Origin of the sequence: Bombilactobacillus mellifer, assembly GCF_000970795.1 — a bacterium.
Classification (GTDB): Bacteria; Bacillota; Bacilli; order Lactobacillales; family Lactobacillaceae; genus Bombilactobacillus; species Bombilactobacillus mellifer.
In genome coordinates this window covers 1,134,759-1,154,090 of sequence record NZ_KQ034028.1, presented here as the reverse complement: position 1 = coordinate 1,154,090, position 19,332 = coordinate 1,134,759, and the positions used below count along the sequence as shown (strand labels likewise).

At 37.0% G+C, this 19,332-nt stretch carries 18 protein-coding genes and 3 tRNA genes; 18 read left to right on the top strand and 3 right to left on the bottom strand.

The window, feature by feature from the left end; all coding sequences use genetic code 11:
- Positions 1-4 precede the first annotated feature (4 nt).
- From JG30_RS05555 to JG30_RS05500, 12 genes are all read left to right on the top strand, one after another.
- Positions 5-94: transfer RNA gene (locus JG30_RS05555), tRNA-Ser, on the top strand.
- A gap of 14 nt (positions 95-108) precedes the next feature.
- Positions 109-180 (top strand) — tRNA-Glu (locus JG30_RS05550).
- An 11-nt stretch (positions 181-191) separates the two neighbouring features.
- Positions 192-264, top strand: a tRNA-Val gene (locus tag JG30_RS05545).
- Positions 265-397: 133 nt separating this feature from the next.
- Positions 398-2,086, top strand: coding sequence for a DUF6541 family protein (locus JG30_RS05540; protein ID WP_046316864.1), 1,689 nt, complete (start codon positions 398-400; stop codon positions 2,084-2,086).
- A complete protein-coding gene (locus JG30_RS05535; protein ID WP_046316862.1) occupies positions 2,083-3,762 on the top strand; it encodes a glycosyltransferase family protein in 1,680 nt (559 codons plus the stop codon). Before JG30_RS05540 ends, JG30_RS05535 begins: the two co-directional genes overlap by 4 nt.
- A 490-nt stretch (positions 3,763-4,252) precedes the next feature.
- Complete coding sequence (locus tag JG30_RS05530) at positions 4,253-5,611, top strand: hypothetical protein (protein WP_143443895.1); 1,359 nt, start codon at positions 4,253-4,255, stop codon at positions 5,609-5,611.
- 232 nt (positions 5,612-5,843) lie between these two features.
- Complete coding sequence (locus JG30_RS05525) at positions 5,844-7,541, top strand: hypothetical protein (RefSeq protein WP_046316859.1); 1,698 nt, start codon at positions 5,844-5,846, stop codon at positions 7,539-7,541.
- A 46-nt stretch (positions 7,542-7,587) separates the two neighbouring features.
- Positions 7,588-7,824, top strand: a complete 237-nt coding sequence (gene secG, locus JG30_RS05520) for a preprotein translocase subunit SecG (protein WP_046316857.1) — start codon at positions 7,588-7,590, stop codon at positions 7,822-7,824.
- A 58-nt stretch (positions 7,825-7,882) separates the two neighbouring features.
- Positions 7,883-8,644, top strand: coding sequence for an alpha/beta hydrolase (locus tag JG30_RS05515; protein ID WP_046316855.1), 762 nt, complete (start codon positions 7,883-7,885; stop codon positions 8,642-8,644).
- Positions 8,644-10,938 (top strand): ribonuclease R, encoded by a 2,295-nt coding sequence (gene rnr, locus JG30_RS05510; protein WP_071237001.1) that lies wholly within the window; start codon positions 8,644-8,646, stop codon positions 10,936-10,938. Before JG30_RS05515 ends, rnr begins: the two co-directional genes overlap by 1 nt.
- A gap of 42 nt (positions 10,939-10,980) precedes the next feature.
- Complete coding sequence (gene smpB / locus JG30_RS05505; protein WP_046316853.1) at positions 10,981-11,454, top strand: SsrA-binding protein SmpB; 474 nt, start codon at positions 10,981-10,983, stop codon at positions 11,452-11,454.
- A 35-nt stretch (positions 11,455-11,489) separates the two neighbouring features.
- Complete coding sequence (locus JG30_RS05500; RefSeq protein ID WP_046316851.1) at positions 11,490-12,053, top strand: TetR/AcrR family transcriptional regulator; 564 nt, start codon at positions 11,490-11,492, stop codon at positions 12,051-12,053.
- Between the two features lie 226 nt (positions 12,054-12,279).
- Here JG30_RS05500 and JG30_RS08665 read toward each other — a convergent pair whose 3' ends face one another.
- Both JG30_RS08665 and JG30_RS05490 read right to left on the bottom strand, forming a co-directional pair.
- Entirely contained in the window at positions 12,280-12,816 is a 537-nt protein-coding gene (locus JG30_RS08665) for a hypothetical protein (RefSeq protein WP_052725213.1), read from the bottom strand.
- A 9-nt stretch (positions 12,817-12,825) separates the two neighbouring features.
- A complete protein-coding gene (locus JG30_RS05490; RefSeq protein WP_046316849.1) occupies positions 12,826-13,704 on the bottom strand; it encodes a Cof-type HAD-IIB family hydrolase in 879 nt (292 codons plus the stop codon).
- A gap of 56 nt (positions 13,705-13,760) precedes the next feature.
- On the opposite strand from JG30_RS05490, the gene JG30_RS05485 reads away from it, so the two are divergent.
- From JG30_RS05485 to tsaE, 3 genes are read left to right on the top strand one after another with little or no spacing between them, the layout of a single operon-like run.
- Positions 13,761-14,447 carry a uracil-DNA glycosylase gene (locus JG30_RS05485; RefSeq protein ID WP_046316847.1) on the top strand — a complete coding sequence of 229 codons (687 nt, stop codon included), beginning with the start codon at positions 13,761-13,763 and terminating at the stop codon, positions 14,445-14,447.
- A gap of 21 nt (positions 14,448-14,468) precedes the next feature.
- Entirely contained in the window at positions 14,469-15,437 is a 969-nt protein-coding gene (gene pta, locus JG30_RS05480; RefSeq protein ID WP_046316846.1) for a phosphate acetyltransferase, read from the top strand.
- Between the two features lie 15 nt (positions 15,438-15,452).
- A complete protein-coding gene (gene tsaE / locus JG30_RS05475; RefSeq protein ID WP_046316844.1) occupies positions 15,453-15,914 on the top strand; it encodes a tRNA (adenosine(37)-N6)-threonylcarbamoyltransferase complex ATPase subunit type 1 TsaE in 462 nt (153 codons plus the stop codon).
- Between the two features lie 14 nt (positions 15,915-15,928).
- Here tsaE and JG30_RS05470 read toward each other — a convergent pair whose 3' ends face one another.
- The gene (locus JG30_RS05470) at positions 15,929-16,465 is read right to left on the bottom strand and encodes a 3'-5' exonuclease (protein ID WP_046316843.1); all 537 of its coding nucleotides are present in this window, start codon (positions 16,463-16,465) and stop codon (positions 15,929-15,931) included.
- 113 nt (positions 16,466-16,578) lie between these two features.
- On the opposite strand from JG30_RS05470, the gene murB reads away from it, so the two are divergent.
- Genes murB through JG30_RS05455 form a run of 3 tightly spaced genes read left to right on the top strand, consistent with a single transcriptional unit; the run spans position 16,579 to position 19,317 of the window.
- A complete protein-coding gene (murB, locus tag JG30_RS05465; protein ID WP_046316841.1) occupies positions 16,579-17,475 on the top strand; it encodes a UDP-N-acetylmuramate dehydrogenase in 897 nt (298 codons plus the stop codon).
- Positions 17,476-17,488: 13 nt separating this feature from the next.
- The gene (cdaA, locus tag JG30_RS05460; RefSeq protein WP_046316839.1) at positions 17,489-18,334 is read left to right on the top strand and encodes a diadenylate cyclase CdaA; all 846 of its coding nucleotides are present in this window, start codon (positions 17,489-17,491) and stop codon (positions 18,332-18,334) included.
- A complete protein-coding gene (locus JG30_RS05455) occupies positions 18,331-19,317 on the top strand; it encodes a CdaR family protein (protein ID WP_046316837.1) in 987 nt (328 codons plus the stop codon). Before cdaA ends, JG30_RS05455 begins: the two co-directional genes overlap by 4 nt.
- Positions 19,318-19,332 lie beyond the last annotated feature (15 nt).

Genomic DNA, 19,332 nt, shown 5'->3' with positions numbered 1-19,332 from the left:
TTTTGGAGAGTTGTCCGAGTGGCTGAAGGAGCATGATTGGAAATCATGTATACGGGAGATTCCTGTATCAAGGGTTCAAATCCCTTACTCTCCGTTATAAAAATGTATGACCCGTTGGTCAAGTGGTTAAGACACCGCCCTTTCACGGCGGTAACATGGGTTCAAATCCCGTACGGGTCATTTATATCTTTGGAAGTTTAGCTCAGTTGGGAGAGCGTCTGCCTTACAAGCAGAGGGTCACAGGTTCGAGCCCTGTAACTTCCATATATGAGAGAGAAGCTTCTAGGTCTAGAAACTTCTTTTTTTATTGGTTTAATTTTGGCGGAGTTTAATTTATCTGTTATCTTATTAATTATCACTGACAGTTGGGAATTATTAACTAAAGGGGTTAGATAAGATGTCTCGTAATAAAACTTTTCAAAATGTTCTTATTATCTTAGGTTATTGTTTACTAGCGATTATTTGTGATTTTGCTTTTTTCAAGTATCGTGTCATTTGGGGCGCTAATGATACTCAATTTCATTTGGGAAGAATTAATGAATGGTTGCATCTTAATCAGGGACAGTTTCCTTATTTAAGTACCCACTCTCTAGGTGGGGTGGGAGCTCAAATAAATGTTTTTTATCCATCCCAATTGCTTTATCCATTAGTGGTTTTAATTAAAGTATTTCAGCATCCGGTAGCTTCACTCTATGTTTATGTGGCTTTATTAAGTATATTAACAGCATTACTCACAGATTATGCTACATATAGTATTTTTAAAAATCGTCGATTAAGTGTCTTAACTGCGGTCTTTTATACTTTTTCCTTTTATCGAATGTTAAGTTTTTATCATCAGTTTGATTTGGGGCAATTAATTGCAATGACTTTTGTGCCTTTAGCATTTTCGGGATTTTATAAAGTTCTTTCGAATGACTCTGGCAAATGGCAATTGGTAGTAGGTATGGCGGGAATGATTTTTTCCCATGTGATGCTGACTTTTTTATTAACACTCTTATTGGGGATCATTTTTCTAGTAGTCTTTGTATTGGCTGCTGATCGTTGGCGTATTTTACGAGATTGTTTAGTAGCAGCCGTGATGACGGCCTTGTTAACTGCAGCTTTTTGGTTACCAATGATAGTCCATATGTTCCAGGTTCCAACGGGTTTACAACCAACCTATTGGAAAGTAAGTACCGTAATTTCTAATAGTCTGAGCGGAACTTGTAAAAATATCTTGTTAAATCAAATGTCGACGTACCATACACCGGGGACGTTTTTAATAGTTGTTGGACTTACAGCGGCAGTTTATATATTGTGGAATTATCGCCAAACTCCTAAAGTGATTAGCATCAGTGCTATCTTATTTCTTATTTTATTTTGGATGACTACTGCTGCCTTTCCTTGGCATTGGTTCGATCATACTTTTGTAACGGTTATTCAATTTGCTTCTCGACTCTGTGCTTTTATTACTTTATTTGCTAGTTTGATTATTGCCTACGGGATTACTGTGCTCTTAGATGGTTTTCGCGATCGAGAATTTTTTACGTATTTTGCAATTTTTGTATCTTGTGGGATGACTCTAGCCAGTGTCCAATCGACAATTGATAGTTATTTGGTTAATCAACCAGTCATTACAAATAAAACTTTCGCTGATTTTTCAGCTGTCAAAAAGCATAATGCCTTATTTGATTATTTTCCCCAAGCTGCGCAACCTTATTTAAATGATTTAAGCTCGAATCAGGCTATTATTAATGGCAAAAAGCACTATTTAAAAGGTTACGGTAGTGCCAATGCTATAAATTATACTGTGCAAACGAATTCCCGAAAAAATACAATTGATTTACCTTGTTTAAACTATGGCAGTCATGCTTATCAGATTACCAATAATCAAAAGGCTATAACAGCCAGCTTTTCTCGACGAGGAACCTTTTTAGTTCGCACGAAGACTAAAAAGAATCATCTGCGCATAGCATATGTTCCAACTACAACTGATCGATTGGCGGTATGGATTTCGGCTATTTCTTGGCTGGTCTTTATATTAGTAATAATTTATTTTAGATTGCATAAAAATATTAAAGTAAATACACAATTGGGTAATTTATGAGAAAAAAAGTACATGACAATTTTTGGATTGGGGTACTATATCTCAGCTTAGCGCTGATGTTTAGTTATATTTTTTTACAGTATCGGGTACTCGTCATAGGAGATGATACTGAGTTTCATATCGGTCGGTTAAATGAATTAATTAAAACCTGGGGGCAGGGTTTTCCATATTTAAATACCTATTTTATGGATGGGATTGGTGTGCAAAATAACATATTCTATCCTACCCAGTGGCTGTATCCATTAGTAGTACTCATTAAATGTTGGGGTCATCCAGTATTTTTCGTATATGTTTATTTTGTGCTCTTGAGTATTGCTACAGCGCTAATTACAGATTATGCAGTTTTTTCGGTGTGCCAACGTCGTTTGCAAAGTGTATTAACCGCTATTTTATACACTTTTTCAATTTACCGGATGCAAGATTTTTATTTACGCTTTGATTTAGGTGAACTCATTGGAATGACCTTTTTACCACTGGTTTTTAGTGGTTTTTATCATGTGCTTAATAATGATCAGGGTAAATGGGCATTGGGCATCGGGATGACAGCAATGCTTTATTCGCATGTGATGTCCACTTTTTTGGCTTGCATATTTTTATTAGTTTTAACGCTGATCAAAATGATTACAGATCCCCAACGTTTTTCCATCTTAAAGAATTTACTTTGGAATGCCATTTTAACGTTATTTTTAGCCAGTGCTTTTATTTGGCCTATGCTGCAAAAGTTGTTAACTACAACGGGAGGTTTGCAAGCAGTATCTTATAAGTTATATTCTGTAATGGTGGATAAGTGGTTTGATCAAATTAGGGCTATCTGCACCCTTCAAACGACTGTTGGCAAGACGTTTAATGTTTATACCAGTGGGCTCTTTTTAATTAGTTTTGGGCTTTTGGCCGGCATCTGGATTTTAACTCATTATCATCAAGTTGAACCGATATATTTTTATATCGGGGTCATAATGCTGGTCTGTTTTTGGTTAAATACTCAGTGGTTTCCGTGGGCATTGTTTGATAATTCCACTGTTACAACAGTGCAGTTTGCTTTTCGCTTTTGTGAGTTTGGAACTTTTTTTTCCAGTATTTTAATTGCTTATGTAAGTACCCAACTTTTTCATCATAAAAAATCGAACTCTTTGATGTGTGGAATCTTGGGAACAATCGCCTGTGTATTGTCCTTAATTTTTGTGAACAATACAATGACAATGAAAGTAGCCGCTAATGATTACAATCTAAATAATCAAACTTTCTATCAGTGTAACGCTGTAAGAAATGTGAATCCCGCATTTGATTATTTTCCCAAGAAAACGAATTCCTACATCACTGAATTATGTTATGTGGAAGGATATATTAATGGAAAGAAGTTGGCAATCCATGGACAACCTGGACTTAACACAATGAGTTATCACATCCAAACGGTGGAGCCTGTGACTCAGATTGATTTGCCGTTTCTAAAATACAATGACCATAATTATCAAGTGACCAATAATGGTCATCTGATTGCCGCCAAGAGTTCTCCACGGCAAACTTTTTTAATGACAACTAGATCTCAAGATAATCATATCAAGATTCAATATAAACCATCTTTGATTGATCGCTATTCTAAATATTTAGTAATTTTACCCATTATCTGGTGGGGCTTTATCAAAATAAGAAAATTTTTAAAACCAAAAAAGTATTAGGTTGTTGGTTCTTAAGGTTATACAGAAAAATTCGAACTTTATTTCCATTAAATACAAAAGATTTGCTGATACTAAATATCCGGCAAATATTTTTATTTTGGCAAGATGTTTTTTAAAGTTGAAAAGATAAATGTTGAATTTGGTAAATCTAATGTTCTTGGGATAATAAAGGTCCCATTTAGCACCACTTTCTCCAAAAATGTAGATAGAAACTATAATGAGTTGAACTACCTTTTATTGTTAGAACTAGACTAAGTTGCTTTTAGTAGCGGCAGTGAAGTTGGTATTGGTTTATAAAAAGATAATCGTTATTTTTTAAAGAAAATCTATGTAATAATAATCAAGCAAAATTATCATTATATTAATTTTTGCTAATAAGCAAAGATAATAGTCTTTGATCCAATATGCAAGACCTTGCAGAAACATTTTCTAGATGGTATGCATGGTTGAATTGCTTTATAATATCAAAAAAGAAAGTGAGGTTATGTCTGTGAAATTAATGAGAAAATACATTTGGTACATAATCTTTTTTGTGATTTTTGGCTTATTGGGAGCTTTAATGCCTTATGTCGGGGATGATTTAAATTGGCAGGGACACTGGGGAAGTCAGTATTTTTTTAGCACTGATTTTTTACACTATGATGGTCGATATTTAGGGGATTTATTTGTCATTCTATTAACCCGATCTAAAACATTTGCTTTTTTGTTATATGGTTTGTGCGCTATCACGGTTATTTACTTGGTCCAATTAATTGGCAAAGCTATTTTCCCCAAAGGGAGTCAGCAATTAGCCATGTTCTTAACTAGTATTGGTTTACTACTGGTGCCTGCATTTATTTTTCAACAAACCTGGGGCTGGCACGCCGGCTTTGCTAACTATGTGCCTTCGGTGATTTTTCCCCTCTTTTTTATTTATTTGGTATGCCGCTATTACGATCAATTTAATCATTTTAGATTTTCACGTTTTCTTGAGTTTGCAGTTTTAATTTTTGCAATTTTTAGTCAATTTTTAGCAGAGCATGTCACCGTGCTGAATTGTTTTAATGTAGTAATTTTTTGGATATTTTTGCGTCAGCATTTCTCAAGCAGTGTGCAACGACAATATTTTATTCCATTGACAATTGGCAATGGAATAGGTTTTATATTGATGTTTATCAATGGGGCCTATTGGAAAATCCTTTTAGGGCACGATAACTATCGAAAAGTAGGCTCCTCACAAGGAGAAACACTAATTCCCTTTATCAAATATATGTTTTATAGTAAAAAACACACTGCTTTTTTACTAATTGGTTTAACATTTCTGATATTTCTAATGTGGCTTAATTATCATAAGTTTCATAATTTTCGTCAGGTCCTTGTTAATTTGCTGGCTTTACTTAGTTGTGTGGTTTCAATTTTACCGTTTTTGATCATTTCTCCTTTTGGACCACGATGCCTATTTTTAACTTATGTTTTGCTTTTGTTGGTGGTTGTAACCAACTTAGTATCCTTATTAAACAATTATCAAAAGCTGGCTATTCCAGTGGCTATGTTGGCAGTTTTAATTATAGGCGCCCGGTTTGATTATTTAGCTTATAATTATGGCCGTATTTTTGAATTGTCGAAAGCGTATTGTATACATCAAAAGAAATTACAACGCAAAAATAACTACGTTTTAAATTATCCGGACACTTGGTATATCTGGACGGCTAATGCTAGTGATGATCGGGTGTTTAGAGCTTACTATATTGGTAAAAAACAAAAGGTTGTCCCTGTGAATTATTATCAGTGGGATCATTATTATATGAAACCCAATAAGAATAATATTCGCAAGCTAGATAAAATCATTATCAAAATAGCTCGTTATTAATTGAATGCCATTTGAAATAGACTATAGAACATTTTTATTTGTCAACTATATGAATGGTGCGGCATTAATTCTGGGGATCGACCACTAATTTTTACAGTGATATGTAAGAAATATACAACTGTATGTGAAAGACAATTGTGCAATTATTAATTAAATAACTTTAATGGACTGGTGCTTTTATTAATGTTCAATAAAAGCACCACCTGCAATTAACTAATAAGTAGGTTGATAGATGAAACGCTCACAAGTAAAAATAAATTTGGTTGTTATTTTCATTTATTTGATATTAGCGCTGATTTTTGACTACGTTCTCTTTAAATATCATTTGGTTTGGGGGTCGAATGACGCTAAATTCCACATTGGACGAATTAATGAATGGTTGGCTGCACCAACTGGTGGTTTTCCTTTTCTCAGTACACATTCCCAGTCAGCGGTAGGAAGCCAAGTTAATGTTTTTTATCCCTCCCAAATGTTGCAACCTTTAATCATTTTAATAAAAGTATTTCAGCACCCAGTGACTTGTCTGTTTATTTATGCGACTTTGTTGAGTGTTTTAACGGCTATATTAACAGACTATGCTGTTTTTTCGGTTATAAAAGATCGTCAGCTCAGTTTTTTAACAGCAGTTCTCTATACCTTTTCAGCTTATCGGATGATGGATTTTTACCAACAATTCGATTTAGGTGAATTTATAGCTTTAACTTTTCTCCCACTTGTTTTTACAGGCTTTTATCATATGGTGAAGCATCATAATGAAAAATGGCAAATAGTTTTTGGATTGACTGGAATGTTATTTTCACATGTTGTTTTAACATTTTTAGCAATCTTATTTTTAGTAGCTCTGTTTTTGTTAGCTTTGCTTAGAAGTTCAAAACGCCAGCAGCTTTTAGGTGATGGCATTTTACTGGGAGTTTGCACTTTAGCCTTATCTAGTGTCTTTTGGTTACCCATGATCAGCCATCAATTAACGACAATAAGTGGTCTGGAGCCTACTTATTGGAAGGAGTCTGTAGTTACAACTAATAGCTTGTCAGTTATTGGGCAAAATTTATTGCGGAATCGAATTTTATATTTTCATACACCGGGCACTTTTTTAACTTTTTCGGGCCTTATAGTGAGTGTCAGCATTTTCATCCATTATCGTAAAATGAATTCGTTATGGATGACTACAGCGCTTTTATTTCTTTTGACATTATGGTTAATCACTCCACTTTTTCCTTGGTCACTCTTTAAAAATACGATTATTGTAGTGATTCAAATGGCTTCTAGATTTAGTGCTTTTGCAACATTTTTTGCTAGTGGACTAGTAGCTTATGGCATTACTCGGGTTTGCAATAATATACAAGGCCGGCAAATTTTTTATTTTTTGACAATAATCCTTGCTTGTGGCATGACCTTGAGTTCCATTCAAGATGTAGCCAATGAATATACTGCGAACCAAATACCAGTGGTCACCAATCAAAATTTTAGGCAGTTTTCCGCTATTGATCATCGACAAGAATCTTTTGATTATTTCCCCCACAAAAGTCGGCCATTTGTGAGCGAACTAAGTGAAAGTACCGCTATTATTAATGGCACTGCCCAGAAAATTGTTGGTCAATCGCAGTTCAATGCTATAAAATATCATATTATCACAACTCAATCCCGCAATAATCAGCTGGATTTACCGTTTCTTAATTATAATCGTACTTATTATCAAGTTAAAGTTAACGGCAAAAAGGTTCCTTTTCAAATATCTCGGCGGGGCACTTTTCTGATTAAAACGAATCAGCGTGATAATCAGATTCAAATTGCCTATCGTCCATCAATGATCGATCGGTATTCGTGGCTAATATCCGCCATCACGTTAATAATTTTAATGGGCTACTACTGGTTTTTGAAAAGTAAACCCAAGTCAAGAAGAGAACTATCTAAGCTGGTCAAAGCTTGAGTTTTGTGCTATTCTATAGAGAGCACTGATGGTGGAGGCTTTACATGTGTATAATCTACTAATGAATATTTTGATTATTGATTCTATTTTGATTGTTATTGCTGTCATGATGCAGCCTCAAAAACAGCAGGATGCTTTAAATGCATTGTCTGGTGGTGCAGGTGATTTATTTAATACTCAAAAGAAGCGAGGCTTTGAAGCTTTCATGGAGCGAGTCACAGCAGTTTTAGCGGTTATATTTTTTGTCTGTGCTGTCGCTTTAGCGTTTCTCTCATCAAAATAATTAACGATCATCCTGTTCATAGTGACAGGATTTTTTTATATTGTGAGGACTTTCTAAAATGAAAATTATACCGCCGCAGTCATTGTTTTTTGATCAGGGACCATTAGCCGTTGTGTTGTTACATTCTTATACTGGGACGCCAAATGATGTGCGCGCCTTAGGACGTTTTTTGACACGCCAAGGTTATAGTGTTTATGCTCCTTTATTTAGTGGTCATGGAACTAATAATTTGCTGGATGTCTTATGGCATGGCAACATTGCCAAATGGTGGCAAGATACGCAAGAAGCGCTGGCTTTTGTACGAGCACATTCTAAAAAAGTCGTGGCTGTTTTTGGGTTATCCTTAGGGTCAATTTTTGCAACAAAAGCTTTAGAAGTTGATCCGACGATTGCTTGCGGTGGTGTTTTTGGTTGTCCTCTTTTTGCGAACGATTTGACAAATGTTCGGGCTAGTTTTTTTCAATATTTGCAGCAAGTTGATCATAGCCAGCAGCAAAGTACGGAGACCAAGGCAGCGCATCAAAGACAAGCTCAGGAACTTTTGCCGGCAGCCTTAAAGGCAATTGGACAAGAGTCTGTAGCGGTGCGGGAAAAATTAAGCCAGATTCAGCGGCCGTTTTTTATTGGTCATGGACAAGCGGATCGATTAGTGGATGTACAAGCTGCCCACCGTTTATTTCAGCAGTTAAATCCTTTACAAACACAATTATGTATTTATCCGCAAGCCGGGCACGTTATTACAGTCAATTCGGCGCATCGGCAATTGCAAACAGATGTGCAACAATTTTTAAATAGTAATTTAGGAGAAAATAAAATTTAATGGTAGTAGAAAAAAATAAATTTATTTCGGATATTTTAGAAATTTTTCGACGTTATCCCGAAAAAAAATATACCGCCCAACAAATTAATGATATATTGCGACTACATGGGACTCCCGCCTATAATCGGGTGTTAAAGGCCTTAGCGATCCTGGAAGGCGAAGATAAAATTTATGTTAATAATCGAAACCAATTTAAACTCACTCCCGTCAATCAGACAATAACGGGGAATTTTCGGGCTAATGATAAGGGCTTTGGCTTTGTGCGTTATGCGGACGATGAACCAGATGTGTTTATTGCGCGTTCGAATACCATGCACGCTATTAATGATGATGAGGTAGAAGTTAAAATCATTAAACCAGCTAATCCATGGGGAGACAATGGTGCAGAAGGGAAAATCACTCAAATTTTAAGTCACGGTGTTCATCAAATCGTTGGGGAGTTTATGCCTTATAGTGATGTTCAAATTAAAAAAACGGGACTGCTCGGTTATGTTAAAAGTCATGAAAAAAAATTGTCGCAAAATCCGGTGTTTTTAAAGTCTCAAGGATTACATCCTCAATGGGGCGATATGGTGCAAGTGGATATTACAGGCTATCCTAGTGCCGAATTTCCCCGTAGCATGGTAGGTGTTGCGATCAAGATTATCGGGAATAAAAATGCGCCTGGTGTTGATGAGATGGCAATAGTTTATCAAAACGAAGTTAAGGCCGAATTTCCTGAAGAAGTGGTGGCGGCTTCCGAAAAAATTCCGGATCATTTAGTTGCTAAAGATTGGGCGGGACGTCGTGATAATACTCAGCAAGTGACTGTCACAATTGATGGTGATGACTCCAAAGATTTTGATGATGCGGTAACGTTATGGAAATTAGAAAACGGAAATTATCATTTGGGAGTGCATATTGCGGATGTGACACATTACGTGTCCGCAAATTCTTTATTAGATAATGAGGCTTTTGAACGGGGGACGAGCACTTATTTGGTAGACCGGGTGATTCCGATGTTACCATTTCGGTTGTCTAACGGTATTTGTTCATTAAATCCTAATGAAGAACGTTGTGTATTAACCTGTGATATGGAAATTAATGAGCAGGGAGCCGTCGTCCGCCATGAAATTTATCCAAGTGTTATCAAATCTCATGCCCGGTTGACTTATAATAATGTCAATCAAATTCTGGCGGGTAATGTTGAACTTTGTTCCCGCTATCGCGACTTGGTACCAATGTTACAAGACATGGCGCAATTACATCAGATTTTGTTTGCTATGCGCCATCAGCGAGGCGCTTTGGACTTTGAAGAAACAGAAGCCCAGATTATTGTTGATGACCAGGGCAAACCTATTGATATTAAACTGCGTGAACGTGGTACCGCAGAAAAAATGATCGAATCTTTCATGTTGGCCGCGAATGAAACTGTGGCGGAACATTATAATAAATTGCATGTACCATTTTTATACCGTGTCCATGAACAACCGGATGCTGATAAAATCAAAAATTTCTTTGAATTAGCCAGTTCTTTTGGTTTAAGTGTACCGGGAAACAGTGCCGATGTAACACCCAAAATGTTGCAACAAGTTTTAGAAAAAGTTGCTGGGAAACCGCAAGAACTAGTAATTACTACTATGTTGTTACGTAGCTTACAACAGGCTAAATATTCTCCGGAACCTTTAGGCCATTTTGGAATGGCAGCGAAATACTACACCCATTTTACTTCCCCTATTCGCCGTTATCCTGATTTAATGGTGCATCGCATGATTCATAGTTATGCGGATCAAGGCATAGGAACTGATGTCCAAAATCATTGGGCTCAGCAACTGGATGAAGTAGCGGTTCAAACCTCCGCTTGTGAACGCAAATCGATTGATGTGGAACGGGCAGTCGATGATTTGAAAAAAGCTGAATTTATGGAAGACAAAGTTGGGCAAGTATTTGAGGCGGTTATTAGTTCCGTCACAAGTTTTGGAATGTTTATCGCTTTAGAAAATACCGTCGAAGGTTTGGTTCATATTTCTAATTTATTAGATGATTATTATGAATTTCATGAAAAAGAGCTGGCTTTGGTAGGTAAACGTACCCATAAGACTTACAAAATGGGGGATCCCATTAAAGTCAGATTAATTCGTGCTGATGCTCAACAGCGTCAAGTGGATTTTGAACCAGTTTTAACAGCAGAAGAGCAAGAACGTGTGAAAATCGAACAACAGCGTCGTGCTCAAAGTAAACCCCATAGTTTTTCCAAAAAGCGCCGTGCTTCGAAACGTTCACGGACAAATAAATATGAACGTTTTGCACATTAGTCTGGTACGACCATTATAATTAACGAAGGTGGTGTTCTGAAAATGAAAAAACATCCACAAAAATCGGCTAATGTCAAAGCCACTAATAAAAAAGCGCGTCATGACTATAATATTCTAGCTACGTATGAAGCGGGGATGGTTTTAACCGGCACAGAAATTAAATCCATTCGAGCAGGACGCATTAATCTCAAAGACGGATTTGCCCAAATTCATCAAGGAGAAATGTTGCTGTCCAATGTTCATATCAGTCCTTATGATCAAGGCAATCAGTTTAATCATGATCCCTTGCGCAATCGAAAATTATTATTGCATAAAAAAGAGATTGCTAAAATTGCAGGTCAATTACAAAATAAGGGAATTACTGTAGTACCCCTCAAAGTTTATTTGAAACATGGCTTTGCCAAAGTCTTGTTAGGGGTGGCGCAAGGTAAAAAACAATATGATAAACGTGAAACTATTAAACGACGTGATCAGGAACGGGAAATAAGACGTAATTTAAAGACAGCATTACGCTAAAGCTCAATCATTAATTCATTGGAGGAACTAGATTAATGACCGCTAGAATTACGTCGGAATATTTATTGCAGAGATTACGGGAACTTTTAGATCAAAAACCGGTTCGAAGCCTCTCTGTTTCTGATTTTACGCAACAAACAGTGGTGAGTCGCAGTACAGTGTATCGTTATTTTCCCGGGGGAATGCTGGACTTATACCAAACTTTATTTTTACATTTGTCATTGAATTTAAAGCAACATGAAATTGACAATTGGTCCCGTTTGGTCCAACACTGTGTCCACTATGTGGACTGTCATCGATTACGTAGTTTGAATTTCTATCAGTTAGCCCATTGTGAGTTCCCCCGGCAATTCTGGTTAAATGAAGTGGAAAGTATCTTAATTAATTTTTTTCAGATTATCCCCCAAAAAGCGTTAGTTTCAAGGATTTTAGAAAAGAATCCTTATGAGCTGGATTTTATTGCCGGTGGTCTTTTATATCATTGGGATGCCTGGTTTGAAAATAATTTAGTCACGGATCCACAGATTGTGATTCAAAAATTAATACATGGATATCAGTATATTAATTATCAATTACAAAATGAAACAATTCAGTTATAATGTCTGATTTTTAAACATTTTATGTTCTTTGTAGCTAGTTTTTAGATTTTAACTTGTTATAATTAATACTGTTGTAAGGGCAACTTTACAATAAAAAAAATTTTTTATTGATCAACAAACACTAAGAATGGATATCAGCAGTGACTGATATCCATTCTTTTTACATTTTATTCGATAAAAAACATTGAATTGGCTGATATAGAATGCATCTTTTGGAGCAGAAATGTTAATCTTGATTCCAAGTTAAATTACCATGATGAATTAGTAAACGTTTGAGGGAGCGATTATTTTTCGTATTGCGGCTAGTTTGGTTTAACACAGCAGCAATTAAAAGGGCTACTTTATGATCCGTTGGGCGGTGAATATTTAATAAAAAACCTTCATGTCCATTTTTGTAATAAATATTATCAACTGTCATCATCATCTGATGGCTGTAATTATAGATGATATAATTATTTTCAATTAAATGGCCCTGAATCAGCCAGTGCATACCGGGAGCAACCATTAATTGATGTTGTGAATTACTCAGATGTAAAACTTTGGTCATATCCCGGTCACCAATTTGGACTTGATAATTAGGCCAAATACTGCGAGAAGTTTGTTGAATAGTACCAATACGATCTTGACTCATTCCTAAGAGTTCGTAATTTTTTTGCCACCTAGGAGGTAAACGCTGCAAAAAATAAGTCGGTTGATGGGCACTATTATTGACTTGAATCAGTCCTGGTAAGTTAGCAGCATTAAATTGTAAATAATATATCATTCATTCACCTCATTCTGAAGATGCATTTAAGGAAAGAGCATAATCAATGGCCTGTGCCACACCGTTTTGATTATTATCTGCGGTCTGGTATTGCGCTAATTGTTTGATTTGGGGAACGGCATTGCCCATGGCCACACCTAAACCGGCAGTTTTAATCATGGACATATCATTTAGATTATCACCAATTGCCATAACTTGAGTTAAAGGAATCTTTTGTTGTTGAGCAAATTGGGCTAAAGCAGGGCCCTTTTGCGCTTGCTGATTGTTGATTTCCATATTATTAGCGGATGAAGAAGTGACATTTAAACCAGTTGCTTGTTGCAGTTCATGGCGTGCAGCGAGGAATTTAGTTTTATTATCGCCTAAATATGCTATCACTTTCATGATTGATACTTGTGGATTATTTAACAATTCTTGAGGGTTAGAAATATAAGTAACTTGCATTAATTCTGTTCGAGATGTTGCGACCTCCAGAGCCTTTTTATACAATAAAGAAGGATTAAGTTGTTGAATAAAGGCAGCAACTTGATGGATTCGTTGATAGTGACTTGTGGAGTAGATGTGCTCTGGAGTGAGAACTTCAAAATATAAGTCGTATTTTTGCAATACTTGTATACAGGTAGCAAAATTGGCATTGGTCAAGGGAATGCGTAAGACAGGTTGCAAATGCTTAGAATAAACCAAAGCACCATTTAAGGTAATAAAAGCCGGGGGCTGTTTTAAAGCCTGTAACAATGGTTGAGCTTCGGAAAGTTTGCGACCCGTAGCAACGATAAATTGAATTCCTTGCTGATTTGCTCGTTCAATAGCGGCAATATTCGTATCGGACACTACTGAATTTTGATTTAATAATGTTCCATCCATATCTGAAGCAATTAACTTGATCAAAAAAGTTCCTCCTTAGTAATGCTACTTAAAATTTTAACACAGCAGGTGATTTTACAGTGAAGCGTTTCATTAAAAACGATTGGCAAGATATTTTAGGACCTGAATTTGAAAAAGATTATTATCGCAATCTACACAATTTTTTAAAACACGAGTATCAAACGCAAACCATTTATCCAGATATGTATCATATTTTTCAAGCCTTTGATTGGACGCCTTACCACGCTACTAAGGTAGTTATTTTAGGACAGGACCCTTATCATGGCCCACATCAAGCCCATGGACTGAGTTTTTCTGTTTTACCTGGTAATCAAGTACCGCCCTCGCTACAAAATATTTATAAAGAATTACAAGCCGATCTGGGATGCCAGCCTGTTAATCATGGTTATTTAAAGCATTGGGCCGATCAAGGGGTTCTATTACTAAATTCAGTCTTGACTGTCCGTCGGGGGCGGGCTTATTCTCATCAAGGAAAGGGCTGGGAGCGATTAACCGATCAAGCGATTAAAGCGCTCTCACAAAAAGGTAAAGTAGTCTTTATTTTATGGGGGAATGCGGCGAAAGCAAAAGCGAGTTTAATTGATCAGAACAAAAACACTATTATTAGTTCATCACATCCCAGTCCATTTTCTGCACAATATAGTTTTTTTGGTTCACGGCCTTTTTCACGAACCAATCAGGCCTTGCGTGAATATCATGAAGAACCGATTGATTGGCAATTACCTGTGGATCCTGATGAATCTTAGGTTACTAAGGAGGAAGAAGCTATGGAGTTATTTACATCATTGAAACAAAAAGTTCAAGGACATGGATTAAAAATTGTTTTCCCGGAAGCGACTGACCCGCGAATTTTAAAAGCAGCGCAGAGATTACAACAAGAAGAACTAATTGAACCTGTTTTTTTAGGTAATCCAGAAGCAGTTCAACAAGCAGCGGCCGCTGCTCAAGTTGACCTTTCGCAAATTCAAATTTTAGATCCCAATCATTACGATCAGTTTAATGATATGGTCCAGGCCTTTGTCCAGCGACGAAAAGGCAAAAATACAGTCGAACAAGCACAAACTATGCTACGGGATCCAAATTATTTTGGTACTATGTTAGTCTATCTCAAACAAGTAGCCGGAATGGTTTCTGGTGCTGTTCATCCAACAGGGGATACAGTGCGCCCGGCCTTACAAATTATTAAAGTTAAACCAGGTTTAACGCGGACCAGTGGGGCTTTTATTATGCAAAAAGGCGAACAACGTTATTTATTCGCTGATTGTGCGATTAATATTAATCCCAGCGCCCAAGAATTAGCAGAAATTGCGGTTACTTCAGCCCATACAGCGCAATTATTTGATATTCAACCACGTGTCGCACTTTTAAGTTTTTCCACTAAAGGTTCTGCTAAAAGTGATGAGGTCACCAAGGTAGCTGAAGCAACCCAGTTGGCTCAAACAATGGATCCCAAACTAATGTTAGATGGTGAATTGCAATTTGATGCGGCGATAGTTCCGACTGTGGCTCAGCAAAAAGCACCGCAATCCACCGTAGCCGGTCAAGCTAATGTGTTTGTTTTTCCGGAATTACAATCGGGCAACATTGGTTATAAAATTGCGCAGCGGTTAGGTGGTTTTGAAGCAATTGGTCCTGTATTACAAGGTTTAAATCAACCAGTATCTGATTTGTCTCGGGGATGTAACACTGAAGATGTTTACAAATTAACGTTAATTACTGCGGCACAAGCCTTATAACTGAGGTGATCAAGTTTGAAATTTATTAGTTCTGAGGTTGCTGTGACTTTAAACGCCGCTGAAAAATTAGGGACTTTATTACAGCCTTATGACGTTATTTTATTAAATGGCGATCTTGGAGCTGGGAAAACCACATTTACCCAAGGTTTAGCGCGCGGTTTAGCAATTAAACGACCTATTAAAAGTCCGACCTTTACTTTAATTCGTGAATATCAAACAGGCCGGTTACCGTTATATCATATGGATATGTATCGGTTAGAAAATGCTGCCGCCAATGATTTGGATTTGAGTGATTACTTTGCCCAGCCAGCAGTGATCGTGATTGAATGGTCACAATTTATCAGTGAACAATTGCCAACGCAATATCTGCAAATTGAATTACAATATCTGGGTTTAACGCAACGCCAATTAGTCGCTCAAGCTGTGGGTGCCCGTTTTCAAGAATTATTAGCGCAGTGGCAAACCGCCTTAAATTAAAATTAAAAAGATGACTATGTAATCACTTTAGTCATCTTTTTTAATGGTCCTTCACCGACCTGTTGTTGAGTGATAAGTAAAATTTCGGCACATGCAATGGTATCCGCTAAAGCGTGATGGTGATGTTGTAGTTGGATGTTTAAAGCTTGAGCTACGGTATCCAGTTTATGATTAGGCAATTGCGGATAAAATTTGCGTGATGTACGAACAGTGTCAATACTTAAATATGGATCAGCTTGAAGTTCATATTTAGCCAGTGTAGCGCGCAGCACTCGTGTATCAAAGGGAGCATTATGCGCTGCCACCACATTGTTTAAATTAAAAATATTTTGAATATGCGGCCAGATTTGATCAAAAGTCGGGGCTTGCTGTACATCTTGCGGTCGAATATGATGAATGGCAATATTACGGGCGTTAAATGATTCTTGGGGATTGATTAGTGTATAAAAAGTGTCGACAATTTGATTGTTTTGAATTAAAGCTAAAGCTAAAGAACAGGCACTGGAACTGCGATGATTGGCAGTCTCGAAATCCATAGCTACAAAATTCATAGTAATCTTCCTTTACAAATTAAGATAGAACAACGGGTCGGGTAAAAGGTAGGGCTTTAACTAAGAATGTGCTAAAATTAGATGCTGAAGATGTAAAAGGATTAGTGATAAAGATGACAGAAACCATTTTAGATTTGCCCATTAAAATTAAAACAAATGAACCACTAAGTAAATACACTTATACCAAAACTGGCGGACCTGCTGATTTTTTAGCTTTTCCTGCAACACGTTCAGAGTTATTGGAATTAGTGCAATTTGCCCGGCAGCATCAATTGCCAGTGACAGTTTTAGGAAATGCCAGCAATCTAATTATTAAAGACGGCGGTATTCGTGGTTTAGTGATTATGTTAACTAAATTTGTCAATCTCGAAGTCCATGACTGCACTATTGTGGCCCAAGCAGGCGCTGCTATTATAAAGGTTGCCCAAGCAGCTAGTCAAGCGAGTTTGACAGGATTGGAATTTGCCGCCGGGATCCCAGGCAGTGTTGGCGGAGCTACTTTTATGAATGCCGGAGCTTATGGCGGTGAGGTAGCTAATGTCATTACTGCAATTGAAGAAATTTTACCTAACGGTCAATTAGTGACAATTACCGGTGCTGACTTGAATTTTGGTTATCGGCATAGTGTCGTACAAGATAACCATGGAATCGTCTTGACCACTACTTTTAGTTTACAACCGGGAATTCAGCCAGATATTCAAGACAAGATGGATCACTTTAATCAATTACGTCAACAAAAACAACCATTGGAGTATCCTTCTTGTGGCAGTGTCTTTAAGCGGCCTCAAGGCTATTATACTGGCCCTTTGATTATTAAAGCAGGCTTGCAAGGTCATATTATCGGCGGAGCTCAGGTTTCGATGAAGCATGCAGGTTTTATCATTAATTTAGGCAACGCCACCGCTACGGATTATTTACAGTTAATTGCTTTAATTCAAAAAACAGTGCATGATAAATTTGGGGTGAATTTGGAAACCGAGGTTCAGATCATCGGTGAAGACAAAGATTAACTAGGATAAAATTATGGAAAATTTGATAGCACACTTTTGGACAGTTAGTACTTTAACGAACCTCATTGATATTCTTTTTATTTGGTTTTTGGTCTATAAATTATTAATGATGATTCGCGGCACTAAAGCGATCCAACTCCTCAAGGGGTTATTGATAATAATTATCATTAAACTGATTAGCTGGCTGTTTAATTTAAGAACAGTGGCCTATTTAACTGACCAACTGTTTAATTGGTCAGTAATTGTGATTATCATTATCTTTACTCCAGAAATTCGGCGAGGTTTAGAGAAATTGGGTCGGATGCCTGTCTTTTTACCAGTGCGGAATGAACAAAAGGATAAGGCCGACCAATTGATTAATGCTTTAGACAAAGCAATTCAGTACATGTCTAAACGACGCATTGGAGCTTTAATTACGATTCAAATGGATACTGGCTTAGAAGAATATGTCGAAACAGGGATTGCTTTAGATGCAGATGTTAGCGGCGAACTCTTAATTAATATTTTTATTCCTAACACACCCTTGCATGATGGGGCAGTAATTATCAATAATAACCAAATTGAAGTAGCAGCGGCTTATTTGCCATTATCAGAAAGCAATGCTATTCCTAAAAAATTAGGGACCCGTCATCGCGCAGCTGTAGGGATTAGTGAAGTTACCGATGCATTAACAGTCGTAGTATCTGAAGAAACTGGCGGAGTAATGATTACCCACAAAAACCATATGTTATTGGATTTAACGCGGGATGACTATTTAAATTATTTAAAAGCCCAATTAGAACCATCTGAAGATCAAACACATTCTTTTTTGACCAATCTGTTTACTACTCCTAATTGGCGGAAAGGGTCCAAAAAATGAATAAATGGCGTAAATTTGCAGATTCCAAAGCTTTTTATCTGATCTTGTCGTTAATTGTGACGATTTGGATTTATTTGAGCGTTTCTTCACCGCGAATGGGTAATACCCGGAGTAGTTCCGAAGCAAATAATGTCGCTGTTTCTAATAAAAAAGCCACAATTAATATGAATTTACAGGTCAATGTAGATTCAGAACGTTATTTTGTCACGGGTTATCCCAAACAAGTAGCGATTAAAATTGAAGGCCCCGCTGCTTTAGTGACCGCTACGAAAAACACACAAAACTTTACAATTTATATTGATTTACGTAATCTCAGCGTGGGCAAACATCGCGTCGCCATTAAGCAAGATGGTCTCAATCGGGATTTAAAATACACGATTAAGCCCCGATACGTAGATTTAGATATTGAACCGCGTGCAGAACGGACTTATCCGATTCAGGCTAGTTATAATGCTCACCGAATTGCGCCGGATTATCAAGTTGGAAATGTGGTGTTGAATCCACAAGTGGTACAGGTGGTGGGAGCTCGTAGTGAAATTCAACGGATTAGTCAAATCGTTGCGCGGGCTAATTTACCTAAGGCGGCCAATAAAACTTATCAACAAGAAGTTTTATTACAAGCTGTGGATGAGCAGGGACATACACTGTCGGTTTTGTTGACCCCACAAACAGCGAACTTAAAAATTCCGATTAGCTTGCCAACCAAAACGGTACCGGTTAAATTTGTGCAAAAGGGCGATTCTAGTAAAACTTATAGTTTCAGTAGTGCTGTGCAAAAAGTACAAATTGCAGCCCGCAAAGAGGTTTTAAATCAGATTGATGAGTTAGAACTGCCCGTAGATGTATCCAAACTGGGTGATAAAAAATCGGTAATTATTAAGATCACGGATCTAAATTCTGATATCATAGAAGCAAAGCCTAAGAAGCTAAAAGTAAATTTAAAAGATGAAACAGATCAAAATGTCGCTAATAATGGTGGCTAACTGATCACAATGGAG